At 63.2% G+C, this 12,724-nt stretch carries 15 protein-coding genes; 6 read left to right on the plus strand and 9 right to left on the minus strand.

Going from position 1 to position 12,724, the window contains the following annotated elements; translation table 11 throughout:
* Positions 1-16 precede the first annotated feature (16 nt).
* The 5 genes from QCE69_RS20770 to QCE69_RS20790 all read right to left on the minus strand — a co-directional run bounded on the left by QCE69_RS20770 (position 17) and on the right by QCE69_RS20790 (position 3,203).
* Complete coding sequence (locus QCE69_RS20770) at positions 17-541, minus strand: DUF4142 domain-containing protein (protein WP_309932832.1); 525 nt, start codon at positions 539-541, stop codon at positions 17-19.
* A gap of 223 nt (positions 542-764) precedes the next feature.
* Complete coding sequence (locus QCE69_RS20775) at positions 765-1,499, minus strand: LrgB family protein (RefSeq protein ID WP_309932679.1); 735 nt, start codon at positions 1,497-1,499, stop codon at positions 765-767.
* Positions 1,496-1,867: a CidA/LrgA family protein gene (locus tag QCE69_RS20780; RefSeq protein ID WP_309922557.1), complete on the minus strand. Its 372-nt coding sequence runs from the start codon at positions 1,865-1,867 to the stop codon at positions 1,496-1,498. Before QCE69_RS20780 ends, QCE69_RS20775 begins: the two co-directional genes overlap by 4 nt.
* 167 nt (positions 1,868-2,034) lie before the next feature.
* Complete coding sequence (locus QCE69_RS20785; protein ID WP_309815517.1) at positions 2,035-2,256, minus strand: hypothetical protein; 222 nt, start codon at positions 2,254-2,256, stop codon at positions 2,035-2,037.
* Between the two features lie 65 nt (positions 2,257-2,321).
* A complete protein-coding gene (locus tag QCE69_RS20790) occupies positions 2,322-3,203 on the minus strand; it encodes a LysR family transcriptional regulator (protein ID WP_309922563.1) in 882 nt (293 codons plus the stop codon).
* A 100-nt stretch (positions 3,204-3,303) separates the two neighbouring features.
* On the opposite strand from QCE69_RS20790, the gene QCE69_RS20795 reads away from it, so the two are divergent.
* Positions 3,304-4,245 carry an AEC family transporter gene (locus QCE69_RS20795; protein WP_309922565.1) on the plus strand — a complete coding sequence of 314 codons (942 nt, stop codon included), beginning with the start codon at positions 3,304-3,306 and terminating at the stop codon, positions 4,243-4,245.
* Between the two features lie 100 nt (positions 4,246-4,345).
* Positions 4,346-5,128, plus strand: a complete 783-nt coding sequence (locus tag QCE69_RS20800) for an SDR family oxidoreductase (RefSeq protein WP_309922568.1) — start codon at positions 4,346-4,348, stop codon at positions 5,126-5,128.
* Positions 5,129-5,133: 5 nt separating this feature from the next.
* On the opposite strand, the gene QCE69_RS20805 is transcribed toward QCE69_RS20800, so the two are convergent.
* From QCE69_RS20805 to QCE69_RS20820, 4 genes are read right to left on the minus strand one after another with little or no spacing between them, the layout of a single operon-like run.
* Positions 5,134-5,352: a hypothetical protein gene (locus tag QCE69_RS20805; protein WP_309932681.1), complete on the minus strand. Its 219-nt coding sequence runs from the start codon at positions 5,350-5,352 to the stop codon at positions 5,134-5,136.
* Between the two features lie 17 nt (positions 5,353-5,369).
* The gene (gene nadE, locus QCE69_RS20810; protein ID WP_309922570.1) at positions 5,370-6,203 is read right to left on the minus strand and encodes an ammonia-dependent NAD(+) synthetase; all 834 of its coding nucleotides are present in this window, start codon (positions 6,201-6,203) and stop codon (positions 5,370-5,372) included.
* A 22-nt stretch (positions 6,204-6,225) separates the two neighbouring features.
* Entirely contained in the window at positions 6,226-7,965 is a 1,740-nt protein-coding gene (locus tag QCE69_RS20815) for an ATP-binding protein (RefSeq protein WP_309932682.1), read from the minus strand.
* Complete coding sequence (locus QCE69_RS20820; protein WP_309932684.1) at positions 7,962-9,494, minus strand: ATPase domain-containing protein; 1,533 nt, start codon at positions 9,492-9,494, stop codon at positions 7,962-7,964. Before QCE69_RS20820 ends, QCE69_RS20815 begins: the two co-directional genes overlap by 4 nt.
* Positions 9,495-9,926: 432 nt before the next feature.
* Here QCE69_RS20820 and QCE69_RS20825 point away from each other — a divergent pair, with 432 nt between their 5' ends.
* The 4 genes from QCE69_RS20825 (at position 9,927) to QCE69_RS20840 (ending at position 12,715) form a co-directional block, all read left to right on the plus strand.
* Positions 9,927-10,802 (plus strand): manganese catalase family protein, encoded by an 876-nt coding sequence (locus QCE69_RS20825; protein WP_309922578.1) that lies wholly within the window; start codon positions 9,927-9,929, stop codon positions 10,800-10,802.
* A 66-nt stretch (positions 10,803-10,868) separates the two neighbouring features.
* Positions 10,869-11,249 (plus strand): hypothetical protein, encoded by a 381-nt coding sequence (locus QCE69_RS20830; protein WP_309932686.1) that lies wholly within the window; start codon positions 10,869-10,871, stop codon positions 11,247-11,249.
* Between the two features lie 39 nt (positions 11,250-11,288).
* A complete protein-coding gene (locus tag QCE69_RS20835; protein ID WP_309922584.1) occupies positions 11,289-11,543 on the plus strand; it encodes a hypothetical protein in 255 nt (84 codons plus the stop codon).
* A gap of 2 nt (positions 11,544-11,545) precedes the next feature.
* Entirely contained in the window at positions 11,546-12,715 is a 1,170-nt protein-coding gene (locus QCE69_RS20840) for a zinc-dependent alcohol dehydrogenase (protein ID WP_309932687.1), read from the plus strand.
* Positions 12,716-12,724 lie beyond the last annotated feature (9 nt).

Consider the following 12,724-nt stretch of genomic DNA (forward strand, 5'->3'; position numbering starts at 1 on the left):
CCGCTACCGCTCCGACTTACTGCACGCCCTTCATGGCCGCCAGATCCTGCGCCATCTTCAGGTGCTTCTGGATGGTGGGCAGCGCCTTCTGAGCGGCCTTCCTGAGATCGGCATTCTGGCCTTCCTGCGCTTCCTTCTGGAACGCGGCAACCGCCTTCTCATGTCCTTCCACGCCGACCTTCTGGATATACATCTTGTCGAACTCCTTGCCCTTCAGCGGCTTGAGGGCATCGATCACCGAGGTATCCGAGTTGTCCTTCGGCACCGCGACACCATGCGGCGCGGCCATCTTGAGCTGCAACGTCAGCTTCGTATGGTCGATCATCATGTGATGCGCGAAGTTCTTCACGTCCTTGTCCTGCGACTGGCTTGTCGCGAGCTTGGCGGTATCGATCTCCGTGGAGCTGGATTGGGTGGCGGCCTGGACGAACGCCTTGTCGACTTCAGGCAGATCGTTGGCCTGCGTGGTGCTCGCGGCCTGCGTTTGCGCCATGGCGGCAAGCGGCGTCATGCCGATCAGCGCGGAAGCACACAGGGTCATCAGGGCGGGGCTGGCTTTCATGAGAGTCTCCTCGGTTGACATTCACATGGGTCCTGATGCGACAGCAATGCGAATGCCACGTCGCCTGTGCCCTGCCTGCTTCCATTGCTCTTGGTAGCCGGCGAAAAAAAAGCCCGCTGAAACACCGCGGGCCAAGCCATCAACAACGTCACGTCCCGGAGCGGGGACAAACACTGCCGAGCAACGTACGGACCTGCCCGCGTTAAAACAGCCGCGACAGGAACGGCAGCAGCACCGGCACGACGAACGCCGTCAGGATGCCGTTCAGCCCCATGCCGAGTCCCGCAAACGCGCCCATCTCCTCGCTGACCTGAAAGGCGCGCGCCGTGCCGATCCCATGCGACGCCACGCCCAGCGCAAAGCCGCGCGCCTCGACCTCGGTCACGCGCAGCAGGTTGAGCAGACCCCGCGCAATCACCGCGCCGAACACGCCCGTCGTGATGACCAGCACTGCCGTCAACGAAGGCACGCCACCGATTTCCTTCGCCACCGCCATCGCGATGGGCGTCGTCGCCGACTTGGGCGCCAGCGAGGCGATCGACTGATGCGATGCGCCGAGCAGCTTCGCCACGGCCACCGCCGAGACGATCGCCGTCAAAGAACCCGCGACGAGACTGACGACGATGGGTATCGCCAGCCGCTTCAGATTCAGCAGCTGGCGATAGAGCGGCAGCGCCAGCGCGACGGTCGCGGGTCCGAGCAGGAAGTGCACGAACTGCGCGCCGTCGAAGTAGGTGTCGTAGGGCGTCGCGCTCGTCTTCAGCACGACGACGACGATCGCCACGGCAATCAGCACCGGATTGGCGAGCGGATTGAAGCGGCACGCGGCATAGATGCGCTGCGCGATCAGATAGGCGAGCAGCGTGATGGTGAGTCCCAGCAGCGGCGTGGCCGCGAGGTAGACCCAGATTGCGCCGAAACGGGGAGCCGGGATCATGCGCGGCCTCCGGTCGGATCAGACAAGCGGCGTTGACGCCGCAGCATCGCGCGCATGACGAGCGCGGTGACGGTGATGGCCAGCGCCGTGCTGATGGCGACGGAGAGCGCGACGGCCAGCACGTCGCCGCGCAACGCGCTCGCCGACACCATGATGCCGACGCCCGCCGGCACGAACAGCAGCGACAGATGCCGGAGCAGTTCAAGCGCAGTGCCTTCGAGTGCGGCGGCTTGCGCGGGACGCAGCGTCATCCAGGCAAGCAACAGAAGCATGCCGACGACGGGACCGGGAACGGGAATGCTGAAGAGGTAGGAGAGCCCTTCTCCGAGACACTGGAAGACGAGCAGAGTGGCGATGGCGGCAAGCATGATGGGGGCCTCGGGCGTGGGATAGGTCGTGACACCTGTCCCGCGCTCGGCGCAAGCACGGCATGCATGGCATGCACGGCAACATGCACGCGGCAGCCGCACCGGCCGAATGCGGGGCGATCATTCTACTGCCGCTGCCGCCCCCATCGCTGCGCTGACTTCGTTGATCAGCTGCGCGCTTCCGTGCCCTTCAACTCGTCATGCTTGTGCGAATGAGTCGCCCCGTACTTCAGTTCGAAATGCGCGCCTTTGCCACTGCGCGTCGGCGGGAAGTGCTCGCCTTCGACACAGGTGACTTCGAACGTATTCTTGCCGTCATCGTGGACCACGGAATAGATTCCCGAGACCTTCACGATTTCGCCCGGCTTGTAAGCGGTATCTCCGGCCATATCGACCTCCATGAAATTGACGTAGCTCTTGCACAGCAAGCCGCATACCGCTGGACTCGACCGTTTCAAGCTTCCGCCCCTTGCACCAGCTCGATGAACTGCTTCAGGCAGGGATTGCGATTTGCGCGCGACCACACGAGCACCTGCTCGACGCACGGCGCATCGACGAGTTCGCGGAACACGACGCCGGCCAGCCTCGCCTTGCTCATCGACCGCGGCACGAGCGCCACGCCCGCTTCCTCGTTGACGAGGCTCAGCACGGTCTGCTGCAACTGCACCTCGAAGCCGACGACCGGTTCAAAACCGCCCGAGCGGCAATGCTGGTCGATGACGGCCCTGAACTTGGGCGCCACTTCTTCCATGGCGAGCACGAAGGTTTCTTCCGCAAGTTGCGCGATCCTGATGCGCCGCTGTTTCGCCAGCCGATGCCCGCGCGGCAGCGCCACGCACAACGGCTCCGAGAAGATGGTCTCGGTCGTGAGGCTCTTGTCGAAGATGCCGGGAAACATGATGGCCGCGTCCAGGCTGCCGTCGACGACCCGCTGCGACAGATCGTTCGAGACGACCTCGCGAAGACTCACATCGACATCGGGACAGGCCGCGCTGAAGCGCCGCGCATAACCGGGCACCACGCTGTAGGCGGCGCACATCGTGAAGCCCAGCGACAACGCGCCCGCCGTTCCCGCCGCCGCCGCCCGGCAGTTCGTCTGCGCCTGCTCCAGCGCGGCTAGCACGGCTTTCGCATCGATATGGAAGCGCTCGCCGGCGGCCGTCAGCGTCACGCCACGCGGCCCGCGTTCGATCAGCTTCACGCCCAGTTCCTTTTCGAGCGCGATCAACTGCCGGCTGAGCGGCGGCTGCGACAGATGCAGCCGCGCCGCTGCGCGCCCGAAATGCCGCGTCTCGGCGAGAACCACGAAGTAGCGCAAGCGCTTGAAATCGATCATCGATGCAAAAAAGGTTTCGAAAGGGGTCGAAGACGGTATTGGATTGTATCTCCCCTAGGGATTACCCTTGCTCCGTTCTTTCTTTCTCGATAACTGCATCATGCTTTCGACGCTTGGGATCCTGCTTCCCGTCTTCGCGCTCATCCTGGCGGGTTTTGTCTGCCGCAGGCGCGGCGTGCTCGGGCCCACGGCCGCCTCCGAACTCAACCGCTTCGTGGTCTGGCTGGCCTTGCCGGCATTGCTCTTCAACACGATGGCGCATGCCACGTGGAAACAGCTCGATCAGCCCGCGTTCATCGCCGTCTTCAGCATCGCCGGCGGCGTGACCTTCCTGCTGATCCTCGCCTACCGGATGATCAACGGCCTGCACCTCGCGGACGCGAGCATCGACGCCATCGCGGGCGCTTATCCGAATACCGGTTACGTGGGCTTTCCGCTGTGCCTCATGGCATTCGGCCCGGAGAGTCTCACGCCGACCACCATCGCCACGATCCTGATTGCATGCGTGCTGTTCGCCGTCGCGATCGTGTTGATTGAACTGAGCCTGCAAGCCGAGCGGCGGCCGCACAAACTCGCGAGCAAGGTGCTGGTCTCGCTGGGCAGGAATCCGTTGATCGTCTCGCCGCTGGCCGGCGTGTTGTTCTCGGCTGCGCATGTTGCGCTGCCCGATAGCGTGGTCGCGTTCCTCAAACTCCTGAGCGGCGCCGCAAGTCCGTGTGCGCTGGTCAGCCTGGGTCTGTTTCTCGCCGAGCGCAGGGCCGCGGTTGCTACACAACGGAGTGCGCTTCTGCTCACGGGCACCAAGCTGCTCCTGCAACCCGCGCTTGCATGGTGGCTCGCCGCGCGAGTCTTCTCGATGCCGACGCCGATGGTCAACATGACGCTCGTGCTCGCCGCATTGCCCACGGGCACCGGGCCATTCATGCTCGCGGAGTTCTATCGACGGGAAGCGCAGGTGACGTCACGTACGATCCTGTTCACCACGCTTGCCTCGCTCGTGACGCTTTCGGTCATTCTCGTGTACGTCCGGTCGGGCGCTTAGCGCGCCGAGGCGTCATCGTCACTCGTGAATAAACCCGAAACGGAAGTGGAACGACACTTGCAGCACCGCAGGCTCCATCACCCCTCTCTCCACATCCGTCATGAACGACTTCAACAACACCGCCCGCTTTGAAGCGAAAACCGTCATCGTGACGGGCGCAGGCTCGGGTATCGGCGAAGGCACGGCGCGGCGCTTTGCAAGCGAAGGCGCTTCGGTTGTGCTGGCCGGCCGCACACGCGAGAAGCTTGACCGCCTCGCGCGCGATCTCGATCCGGCACGCACGCTCGTGCACACATTCGACGCCTCGAAGCCCGACGACGCAAAGCAATTGATCGACGCGGCCATCGACCGCTTTGGCCGCATCGACGTCCTCGTCAACAACGCGGGCGTGGCGCCGACAGGGCGCATCGACGAAGCCTCGCTCGACGACTGGCGCGCGGTCATGTCCACCGATCTCGACGGCGTGTTCTATTGCTGCCGTGCGGCGATCCGGCATCTGATCGATTCGCGGGGCTGCATCGTGAATGTGTCGTCGGTATCGGGACTGGGAGGCGACTGGGGCATGAGTTTCTACAACGCGGCCAAGGGCGCCGTGACCAACTTCACGCGCGCCCTCGCCATGGATCATGGCCGCGATGGCGTGCGCGTGAACGCGGTCTGCCCTAGCCTGACCGCGACCGATCTGACGCAAGACATGCTCGGCAATGAAAAGCTGATGGCGAAGTTCGAAGAGCGCATTCCGCTCGGCCGCGTGGCGACGCCTGAAGATATCGCGGCCGTCATCGCCTTTCTCGCAAGCGACGACGCGCGCTTCGTTACCGGCGTGAATTTGCCGGTGGATGGCGGGCTCAGCGCCTCGAACGGACAGCCGCCGCAGGCGTGATGCTTCTAGAAGCCGTGCAGGTGCCGGATGTCCTCGAATGCCTGTTTGACGGCCGCATCTGTCTCGGGTGAGTGAGGCTGCCAGTCCCATCCTGTTGCTTTGGGCTCCTGGCATCCGCGCGGCGTCAGGAAGACGACGAGGTCCGGCGTATAACCCTGTTTATCCGGTAGAAGCTCGTTGATCTGCTTGATGAAAAGATCAGGGGCAATGGGCGGTAAGGACATGAAAGCTGAAAGGAAAGTTACGCGCCGACTTCCACCGGCAATGCGCGCTTGTGACGCGTTGCCAGGTAGAAGCGGCGGATCGTCGTCAGGATTGCTTCATTGACTTCCCTGCCCTCCAGGAAGTCATCGATGTTTTCGTAGGTGATGCCGTAGCTGTCCTCGTCCGGACGCTGCGGCGTGAGCGTTTCGAGATCGGCCGTCGGCACCTTCATGGCGAGTTGCGTCGAAGCGCCCATCGACATCGCCAGCGCGCGCACGCGACGCTTCGTCAGACCCGAAAGCGGCAGCACATCCGCGCCGCCATCGCCGAACTTGGTGAAGAAGCCCATCAGCGATTCAGCGGCGTGATCCGTGCCGATCACCACGCCGGCTCGCGCGCCCGCTATCGCGTATTGCGCGATCATGCGCTGGCGCGCCTTGATGTTGCCGAGCACGAAGTCCTTCTGGAAGTCATCGGCATACTGCGCGCCGCCCAGTTCGAGCGCCGCGAGCATCTCATCCGATGCGCCCTTGACGTTGACTTCGAGCGTCTCGTCGGGCTGTATGAATTCGAGCGCGCGCCGGGCGTCGTCTTCATCGCGCTGCACGCCATACGGCAGCCGGACCGCGACGAAGCGTGCTTCATACGCTTGCGCGCGCAGACGTTCGACGGCCAGTTGCGCGAGCCGCCCCGCCGTCGATGAATCCACCCCGCCGCTGATGCCCAGCACATAGGTCCGCAATCCGTGCGACATCAGGTAATCGCACAGGAAGCCGATGCGGCGCTCGCGTTCGCTGTCGACAGCGAAGCTTGCCGCCACGTTCAACTCGCGGATCACCTGCGCTTGCCACGCTCGCCCGTCTTCGCTCATGCTTCCTCCCTGATCGCTTCGACTACGATGACGGTCGCGCCGTGGAGCGCCGCAGCCTCGCGATATGCCGGCTCAGCTCAGCCAGCGAAAACGGCTTGCGCAGCACTTCCGCGTTCGCCACGCCATCCAGCGCCGCCGTATCCGAATAGCCGGTCACCATGACGACGGGCAAGCCGGGCCGGATTTTCTGCGCAGCGCGTGCCACCTCCGCGCCGTTCATCGCGGGCATGGCGTAATCGACGACCAGTACGTTCGGGAAGTCCTCGCCGATCATCGCAAGCCCTTCGGTGCCGCTGCGCGCATCGCGTACTTCGAATGCGTCCATCTCGAGGCCGGCGACCAGCGATTCGCGAACGTTGTCGTCGTCATCGATGATGAGGACAGACGTCCCTTCCGCGCCCGCTGCGTCCCCCGCGGTCCCGTCCGCTACGGGCAGGGTCCCGGCCGGCTCTTCTCTTTCCGATCCGGCGACGGGCAGAAGAATCGAAAAGGACGCGCCCTTGCCGAACTCGCTGTCCACCTTGACCGTGCCGCCGCACTGGTGAGCGATCCCCCAGACCTGCGCGAGCCCGAGCCCGGTGCCCTTGCCCACCGGCTTGGTGGTGAAGAACGGATCGAAGATACGTTGCCGCGCTTCTTCGCTGATGCCCGTGCCCGTATCCGACACCTTGATCTCGACATACTCGCCAGAAGGCAGGTCCGCGTCCGGCTCGTCCAGCATGCGTGTAGACGTGGACAGCGTGATGACGCCGCCGCCCGGCATGGCGTCGCGTGCGTTGTTCACGAGATTCAGTATGGCAAGTTCGATCTGGTTCGAATCCGCAATCACGAAGTGCGACTCCGCCGCGAAATGCGCTTCGATCGTATGCGACACACCGAGTGAGTGACGCGCCAGGTCCATGAGGTCGCGCATGCGTGCGTCGATGTCCACCGGCTGCAGGACCAGCTTCTGGATGCGCGAGAACGCAAGCAGCTGGCCGGATAGCTTCGAGCCGCGCTCCGTCACGCGCAGCGCATTGTTCAACAGCGGCAGGACGGCGTGATCGCTGTCCAGCTTCCGGCGCGCGAGTTCGAGATTGGCGACCAGCGCCATCAGCAGGTTATTGAAGTCATGCGCGATGCCGCCCGTCAGCCGGCCGACCGCTTCCATCTTTTGCGCGTGCGCCAGCGCCTCTTCCGTGCGCGTGCGCTCCTGCACCTCTTCCGTCAGCCTGCGATTCGTCTCGCGCAGTTCATGCGTACGGGCTGCAACTTGCCGTTCGAGCTCGGCATGACTGCGCGCCAGCCGCTCTTCGGCGGCGCTCAGGCGTTCGTTCATGGTCGCCGCTGCTCGCAGTTCGTCGCGAATCTGGAACTGTCGCTCGCGGCCGGAGAGCGCGGCCTCGACGGCGCTCGTCAACGCAAGCGCGCTCGCGGGCCGCTCGATATAGACGAGGTTGGTCATGCGCGCCGGCAGCCGCCCCGCGAGGCGCCGATGATGCGCACTCTCGTACCGGCTGCGCTGCGTCAGAACGATGAATGGCACGTCGGACCATGACGGCTGCGCGTCGAGCTTGTTCGCCAGCACGGAAAGGTCCGCGCCGGACAGCGACTCGTCGGTGAGCAGCACGCCGCCCACGTAGGGATCGATAGCCTCTACGAACGCGTCGAAGCTGTGCACGGTCGTCGTGGCGATTGCACGCTTGCGCAGCAGCATTTCGGCTGTCTGCGCGTCGCGTCCGAAGCGCGCGAAGATGACGATAAGGCGCGAGAATGCCTTCATTCCAAGGGAACGCCGTTCTCGCCGCCAAACTGGACCGAATCGCGCTGCTTGCCGAGTCCCGCCGCACCGCCCATGTAGGTGGGCGTGCCGCTCAGCACGCCGTTGAAGCGCGTCAGCGGTTCACTCAACTCCAGCCCGCGCGAGCTGATGACCAGTTCGCGAATCGTACTCTCGTGCAGACTGCCGCGATTCTTGAGCACCGAGAGCGCCTTGCGCACACGCCCTTCGGCTTCAAAGAAACGCAGCAGGATGACGGCGTCGGCGATATAGCTGATGTTCAGCGAGCCCGAATGCATGTTCCCGATCAAACCCTGATGCGGATTGACGAGGAAGGTCGCGACGCCCTGCTGGTTCAGGAATGACAGCAACTCGTGTAGTTGCAGGATGAGCTGTTTTTCCTGCGGCATCGCGGCCACATAGCCGTTCAGGCTGTCGATGATGATGAGCCGCGCATCGTTGTGGGTGACTTCCGAACGCACGAGGCTCGTGAACTCGCCGGGCGAGATCTCGGACGGGTCAACCTGCCTGATTTCCAGCAGACCGGCATCGATGTGCGGTTGCAAGTCGATTCCGATGCCCCTCGAACGCACGAGCAGCGTGCCGATACGTTCGTCGAATTCGTAGATGACGCAGCGCTCGCCGCGTGCGCACGCCTGCGCCGCATATTTCAGGGACAGCGTAGTCTTGCCGGTACCAGCGGGGCCCGTGATCAGCGTGCTTGTGCCACGCAGCGGGCCGCCGCCGAGCAATGCATCGAGCGCCGCCGAGCCGCTCGGCAGGACGTCCCCGACGAATTCGGCGTGATGTTCCAGCGCAACCAGGCGCGGAAAAATTTGCAGACCGCCCTCGCGGATCGCGAAATCGTGAAAACCTTCCCGAAACGCGCTTCCCCGAAGCTTCTGCACTTGCAGGCGCCGCCGCGCGACGCCGAAGTCGAGCGTGAGGCGCTCCAGCGTCAGCACGCCATGACAGAGGCTGTGCAGATCGACGTCATGCATGCCGCGCGCGCTCATGTCGTCCATCAGCAGGACGGTGGCGGCGTTGTTGTTGAAGAAGTGCTTGAGCGACAGCAACTGGCGCCGAAAGCGCAGCGGGTCCTGCGCGAGCAGGCGCAATTCCGACAAGCTGTCGAACACGATGCGCGACGGCTTGACGCGCTCGACGTGTTCCGTGATATGGCGGATCACCTCGCCGAGTTCGATCTCCCACGAATGCAGGATGCTCTGGTCGCCGTCGATGCCGAGCTTCAATTCGGCTTCTTCCATCTCGAAGACGGTGATGCCGTCCATCGACCAGCCGTGCGCGTTCGCCACTTCATCCAGCTCCTGAGAAGTTTCCGAGAGCGTGATGAAGAGCACGGTCTCCCCGGCGGCCACGCCGTCCAGCAGGAACTGCAGACCCAGCGTGGTCTTCCCCGAGCCCGGCGCGCCCTCGATCAGATAGAGCCTGCTGGCGGGCCAGCCGCCGTTCAGGATGTCATCGAGGGCCGTGAGGCCGGAAGAAATGCGGGGAGGTTTCGGGTCTGTCATGGATTCGAAGCGATAGCTTTGTCGATCGATGGAATCTGTTTCGCCCTGAGTGGCATCCTCAGGTCATCGGGGCGCGATATTCAAAGTGTAACGTGTACTTCTTTCCAAGTGCACGTCCGATCGAATCGGTCAGCGGAGTGTGCCCGGCGTGACCGATGTCATATGCATGGTCGCTCGATCCGCGGGCACAACCGTTGCTCGACTGATCATGCAACCGAGCATCGATCACTCAAGGCTCGGCTCATCTTCGTTGAACAGCGGCTCGCCGCATCACGCCAGCGCACGTTCGTCGCGCTGAGACTCGGAAAGCAAGACTGCAAGTGACGCCATGGCGCTCCTCTCGGTCAATTTTTCGAGCACCACTTTTCATCTTCGACATTTGCGCAGTCCGCGCAAGGACTGCGCTCGTCCCTACGATAAGGAGCTTCCGCCATGTTCGTGCACAACAAGCGTTTGCAATACACCGTTCGCGTTGCTTCCCCGAATCCGGGGCTGGCCAATCTGCTGCTCGAGCAGTTCGGCGGGCCGCAAGGCGAACTCGCCGCCGCTTGCCGCTATTTCACTCAGGCCGTGGCCGAGGACGATCCGGGCCGCAAGGACCTGCTCTTCGATATCGCCACTGAAGAACTCAGTCACCTCGAAATCATCGGTTCAATTGTCGCCATGCTGAACAAGGGCGCCAAGGGCCAGCTGGCCGAGGGCGTTGAATCCGAGGCAGAGATGTATCGCTCGCTGACCGGCGCGGGCAATGACTCGCATATCACGTCGATTCTCTATGGCGGCGGCGCGCCGCTGACGAACTCGGCGGGCGTGCCCTGGACCTCGGCCTATATCGACACCATCGGCGAGCCGACCGCCGACCTGCGTTCGAACATCGCCGCCGAAGCGCGCGCGAAGATCGTCTATGAACGCCTCATCAACGTGACTGACGACCCCGGCATCAAGGAAGCGCTGGGCTTCCTGATGACGCGTGAGATCGCGCACCAGAAGTCCTTCGAGAAGGCGCTGCATTCCATTCAACCGAACTTCCCGCAAGGCAAGTTGCCCGGCAATCCAGAGTTCACGAGCGTCTACTACAACATGTCCAAGGGCGAAGACATGCGCGGTCCGTGGAACGAAGGCGGCGACTGGCGCTTCATCGAAGACCCGCAGCCGGCCGTGGATGGCGGCGATGGACTGGCGACCGTGAATGTCTCGGAGCAGGATGTGGAGACGCTTCAGGCCATGGCGTCGCGCACGGCGTCGGACCCGGCGGCGGATCCGACCACGGGTGCGGATCTCGGTGCGGGCAAGGCCAACCAGGTGTAAGAGTGCGCCTCGGAGGCGGGTGCCGCCTCCGAGGCATTGCTTCGACGACCTTATTCAGGAGTAGCCATGCTGTCACCTACGCTCAACCCGCCGAGCCTTGACTTTTACCGCGCCAACGTCGAGACCTGTCTGCGCTTGTCGCTGACAATGAACGACGCGCTGAGGCAGTTCAGCGAACTTAACCGGAAGACGATCGACACGGCACTCGCCGGAGAAGCTGATCAACCTGCGTTGTTTGCCCGCTGGCCGAGCTATGCGCTGAACTACGCGACGGAAGCAATGGAGACGTTGCATGCCACCGCGGCAGACGTCATGGCGACGCTCGTTACGCCTCGCGGCACCGACCACGCGCGGATCGTCTACGACGTCAGTGATACCGCCGACGCGCCGCGCCCGAATGTGATTCTCGATGCGGAAGGCGAAGTGGTGAAGCGCCTGACGCCTTGAGGGGCGCCGTCTTCTTTACACAGCCACGAAGGAGCGACCATGAACAACGAACCTTCCGATCCCGTCGAACGGGCCGACCAGCGGCGCGAGGAACTCGGCGCCGGCGATGTCGATGAAAAGCCCGACGGAACCATACGGCAGCGCGAACACGGCAACATGGACGCGAGCCTGGTTCCAAAGGGCAAGGATCATCCGGAAGAAGGCGCCTATACGCCCGAGCACGATCACAAGGATCCGGATCTCGAACCCGATCCTGCACAGTCTTCTCATCCACAGCAAGGCGCCAGGAGGTAGACATGAAAGCACTCGTCTGGCATGGCAAGAAAGACATTCGCTACGACACGGTTCCCGATCCGGAGATCGAACACGGGCGCGACGCCATCATCAAGGTCTCGACCTGCGCCATCTGCGGCTCGGACCTTCATCTCTTCGACGGCTTCATGCCCGGCATGAAACACGGCGACGTCATGGGCCACGAGTTCATGGGAGAAGTGGTCGAAGTGGGCCACGACAACACGGCTTTGAGGATTGGCGAGCGGATCGTCGTGCCGTTCACCATCACGTGCGGCGAGTGCGATCAATGCAAGCGCGGCAATTTTTCCGTGTGCGAGCGTTCCAATCGCAACAAGGACACGGCGGAGAAGTTATTCGGCCACACGACTGCCGGCCTGTTCGGCTACACCCATTTAACGGGCGGTTATGCCGGGGGTCAAGCGGAGTACGTGCGCATTCCCTTTGCGGACAAGACACACATCAAGATTCCGGACGCACTCACCGACGAGCAAGTGCTCTTTCTCGGCGACATCTTTCCGACCGGCTGGCAGGCGGCGGTGAACTGCGAGATCGAGCCGACTGATACGGTCGCGATATGGGGCGCGGGCCCCGTCGGACAGATGGCGGTGCGCAGCGCTGTGCTGCTGGGCGCGAAGCAGGTGGTGGTCATCGACCAGGTTCCCGAGCGCCTGGCCATGGCGCAGGCAGCGGGTGCAATTCCCATCAACTTCAAGGAAGAAAGCGTGCTCGACCGGTTGCGCGACCTCACCCAAGGCAAGGGACCGGAAAAATGCATCGATGCGGTCGGCATGGAATCGCACGCAACGCGCTCGTTCGATGGCATCTACGACCGCGTCAAGCAAGCCGTCATGCTCGAAAGCGACCGGCCGCATGTGCTGCGTGAGATGATCTACGTTTGCCGGCCGGCGGGTGTGTTGTCCGTTCCCGGCGTCTATGGCGGACTGATCGACAAGATTCCTTTTGGCGCTGCAATGAACAAGGGGTTGACGTGGCGCATGGGCCAGACGCATGTCAATCGCTGGAGCGAAGACTTGCTGAAGCGTATCGAGGAAGGTCAGATCGATCCGTCGTTCGTGATCACGCACCGCATGAAGCTCGAGGACGGACCGCAGATGTATGAAACGTTCAGGGACAAGGAGGATGGCTGCATCAAGGTGGTGCTGACGCCTTGAACGCCTGCA

It is taken from the genome of Caballeronia sp. LZ032 (genome assembly GCF_031451315.1).
Lineage (GTDB): Bacteria > Pseudomonadota > Gammaproteobacteria > Burkholderiales > Burkholderiaceae > Caballeronia.

Bases quoted from the DNA above. Each gene is read 5' to 3' on its own strand.
- QCE69_RS20805 (WP_309932681.1), bottom strand. From the start codon at position 5,352: ATGTCCTTACCGCCCATTGCCCCTGATCTTTTCATCAAGCAGATCAAC.
- QCE69_RS20825 (WP_309922578.1), top strand. From the start codon at position 9,927: ATGTTCGTGCACAACAAGCGTTTGCAATACACCGTTCGCGTTGCTTCC.
- QCE69_RS20800 (WP_309922568.1), top strand. From the start codon at position 4,346: ATGAACGACTTCAACAACACCGCCCGCTTTGAAGCGAAAACCGTCATC.
- QCE69_RS20840 (WP_309932687.1), top strand. From the start codon at position 11,546: ATGAAAGCACTCGTCTGGCATGGCAAGAAAGACATTCGCTACGACACG.
- QCE69_RS20835 (WP_309922584.1), top strand. From the start codon at position 11,289: ATGAACAACGAACCTTCCGATCCCGTCGAACGGGCCGACCAGCGGCGC.
- QCE69_RS20770 (WP_309932832.1), bottom strand. From the start codon at position 541: ATGACCCTGTGTGCTTCCGCGCTGATCGGCATGACGCCGCTTGCCGCC.
- QCE69_RS20820 (WP_309932684.1), bottom strand. From the start codon at position 9,494: ATGACAGACCCGAAACCTCCCCGCATTTCTTCCGGCCTCACGGCCCTC.
- QCE69_RS20785 (WP_309815517.1), bottom strand. From the start codon at position 2,256: ATGGCCGGAGATACCGCTTACAAGCCGGGCGAAATCGTGAAGGTCTCG.
- QCE69_RS20795 (WP_309922565.1), top strand. From the start codon at position 3,304: ATGCTTTCGACGCTTGGGATCCTGCTTCCCGTCTTCGCGCTCATCCTG.
- QCE69_RS20780 (WP_309922557.1), bottom strand. From the start codon at position 1,867: ATGCTTGCCGCCATCGCCACTCTGCTCGTCTTCCAGTGTCTCGGAGAA.
- nadE (WP_309922570.1), bottom strand. From the start codon at position 6,203: ATGAGCGAAGACGGGCGAGCGTGGCAAGCGCAGGTGATCCGCGAGTTG.
- QCE69_RS20815 (WP_309932682.1), bottom strand. From the start codon at position 7,965: ATGAAGGCATTCTCGCGCCTTATCGTCATCTTCGCGCGCTTCGGACGC.
- QCE69_RS20775 (WP_309932679.1), bottom strand. From the start codon at position 1,499: ATGATCCCGGCTCCCCGTTTCGGCGCAATCTGGGTCTACCTCGCGGCC.
- QCE69_RS20790 (WP_309922563.1), bottom strand. From the start codon at position 3,203: ATGATCGATTTCAAGCGCTTGCGCTACTTCGTGGTTCTCGCCGAGACG.
- QCE69_RS20830 (WP_309932686.1), top strand. From the start codon at position 10,869: ATGCTGTCACCTACGCTCAACCCGCCGAGCCTTGACTTTTACCGCGCC.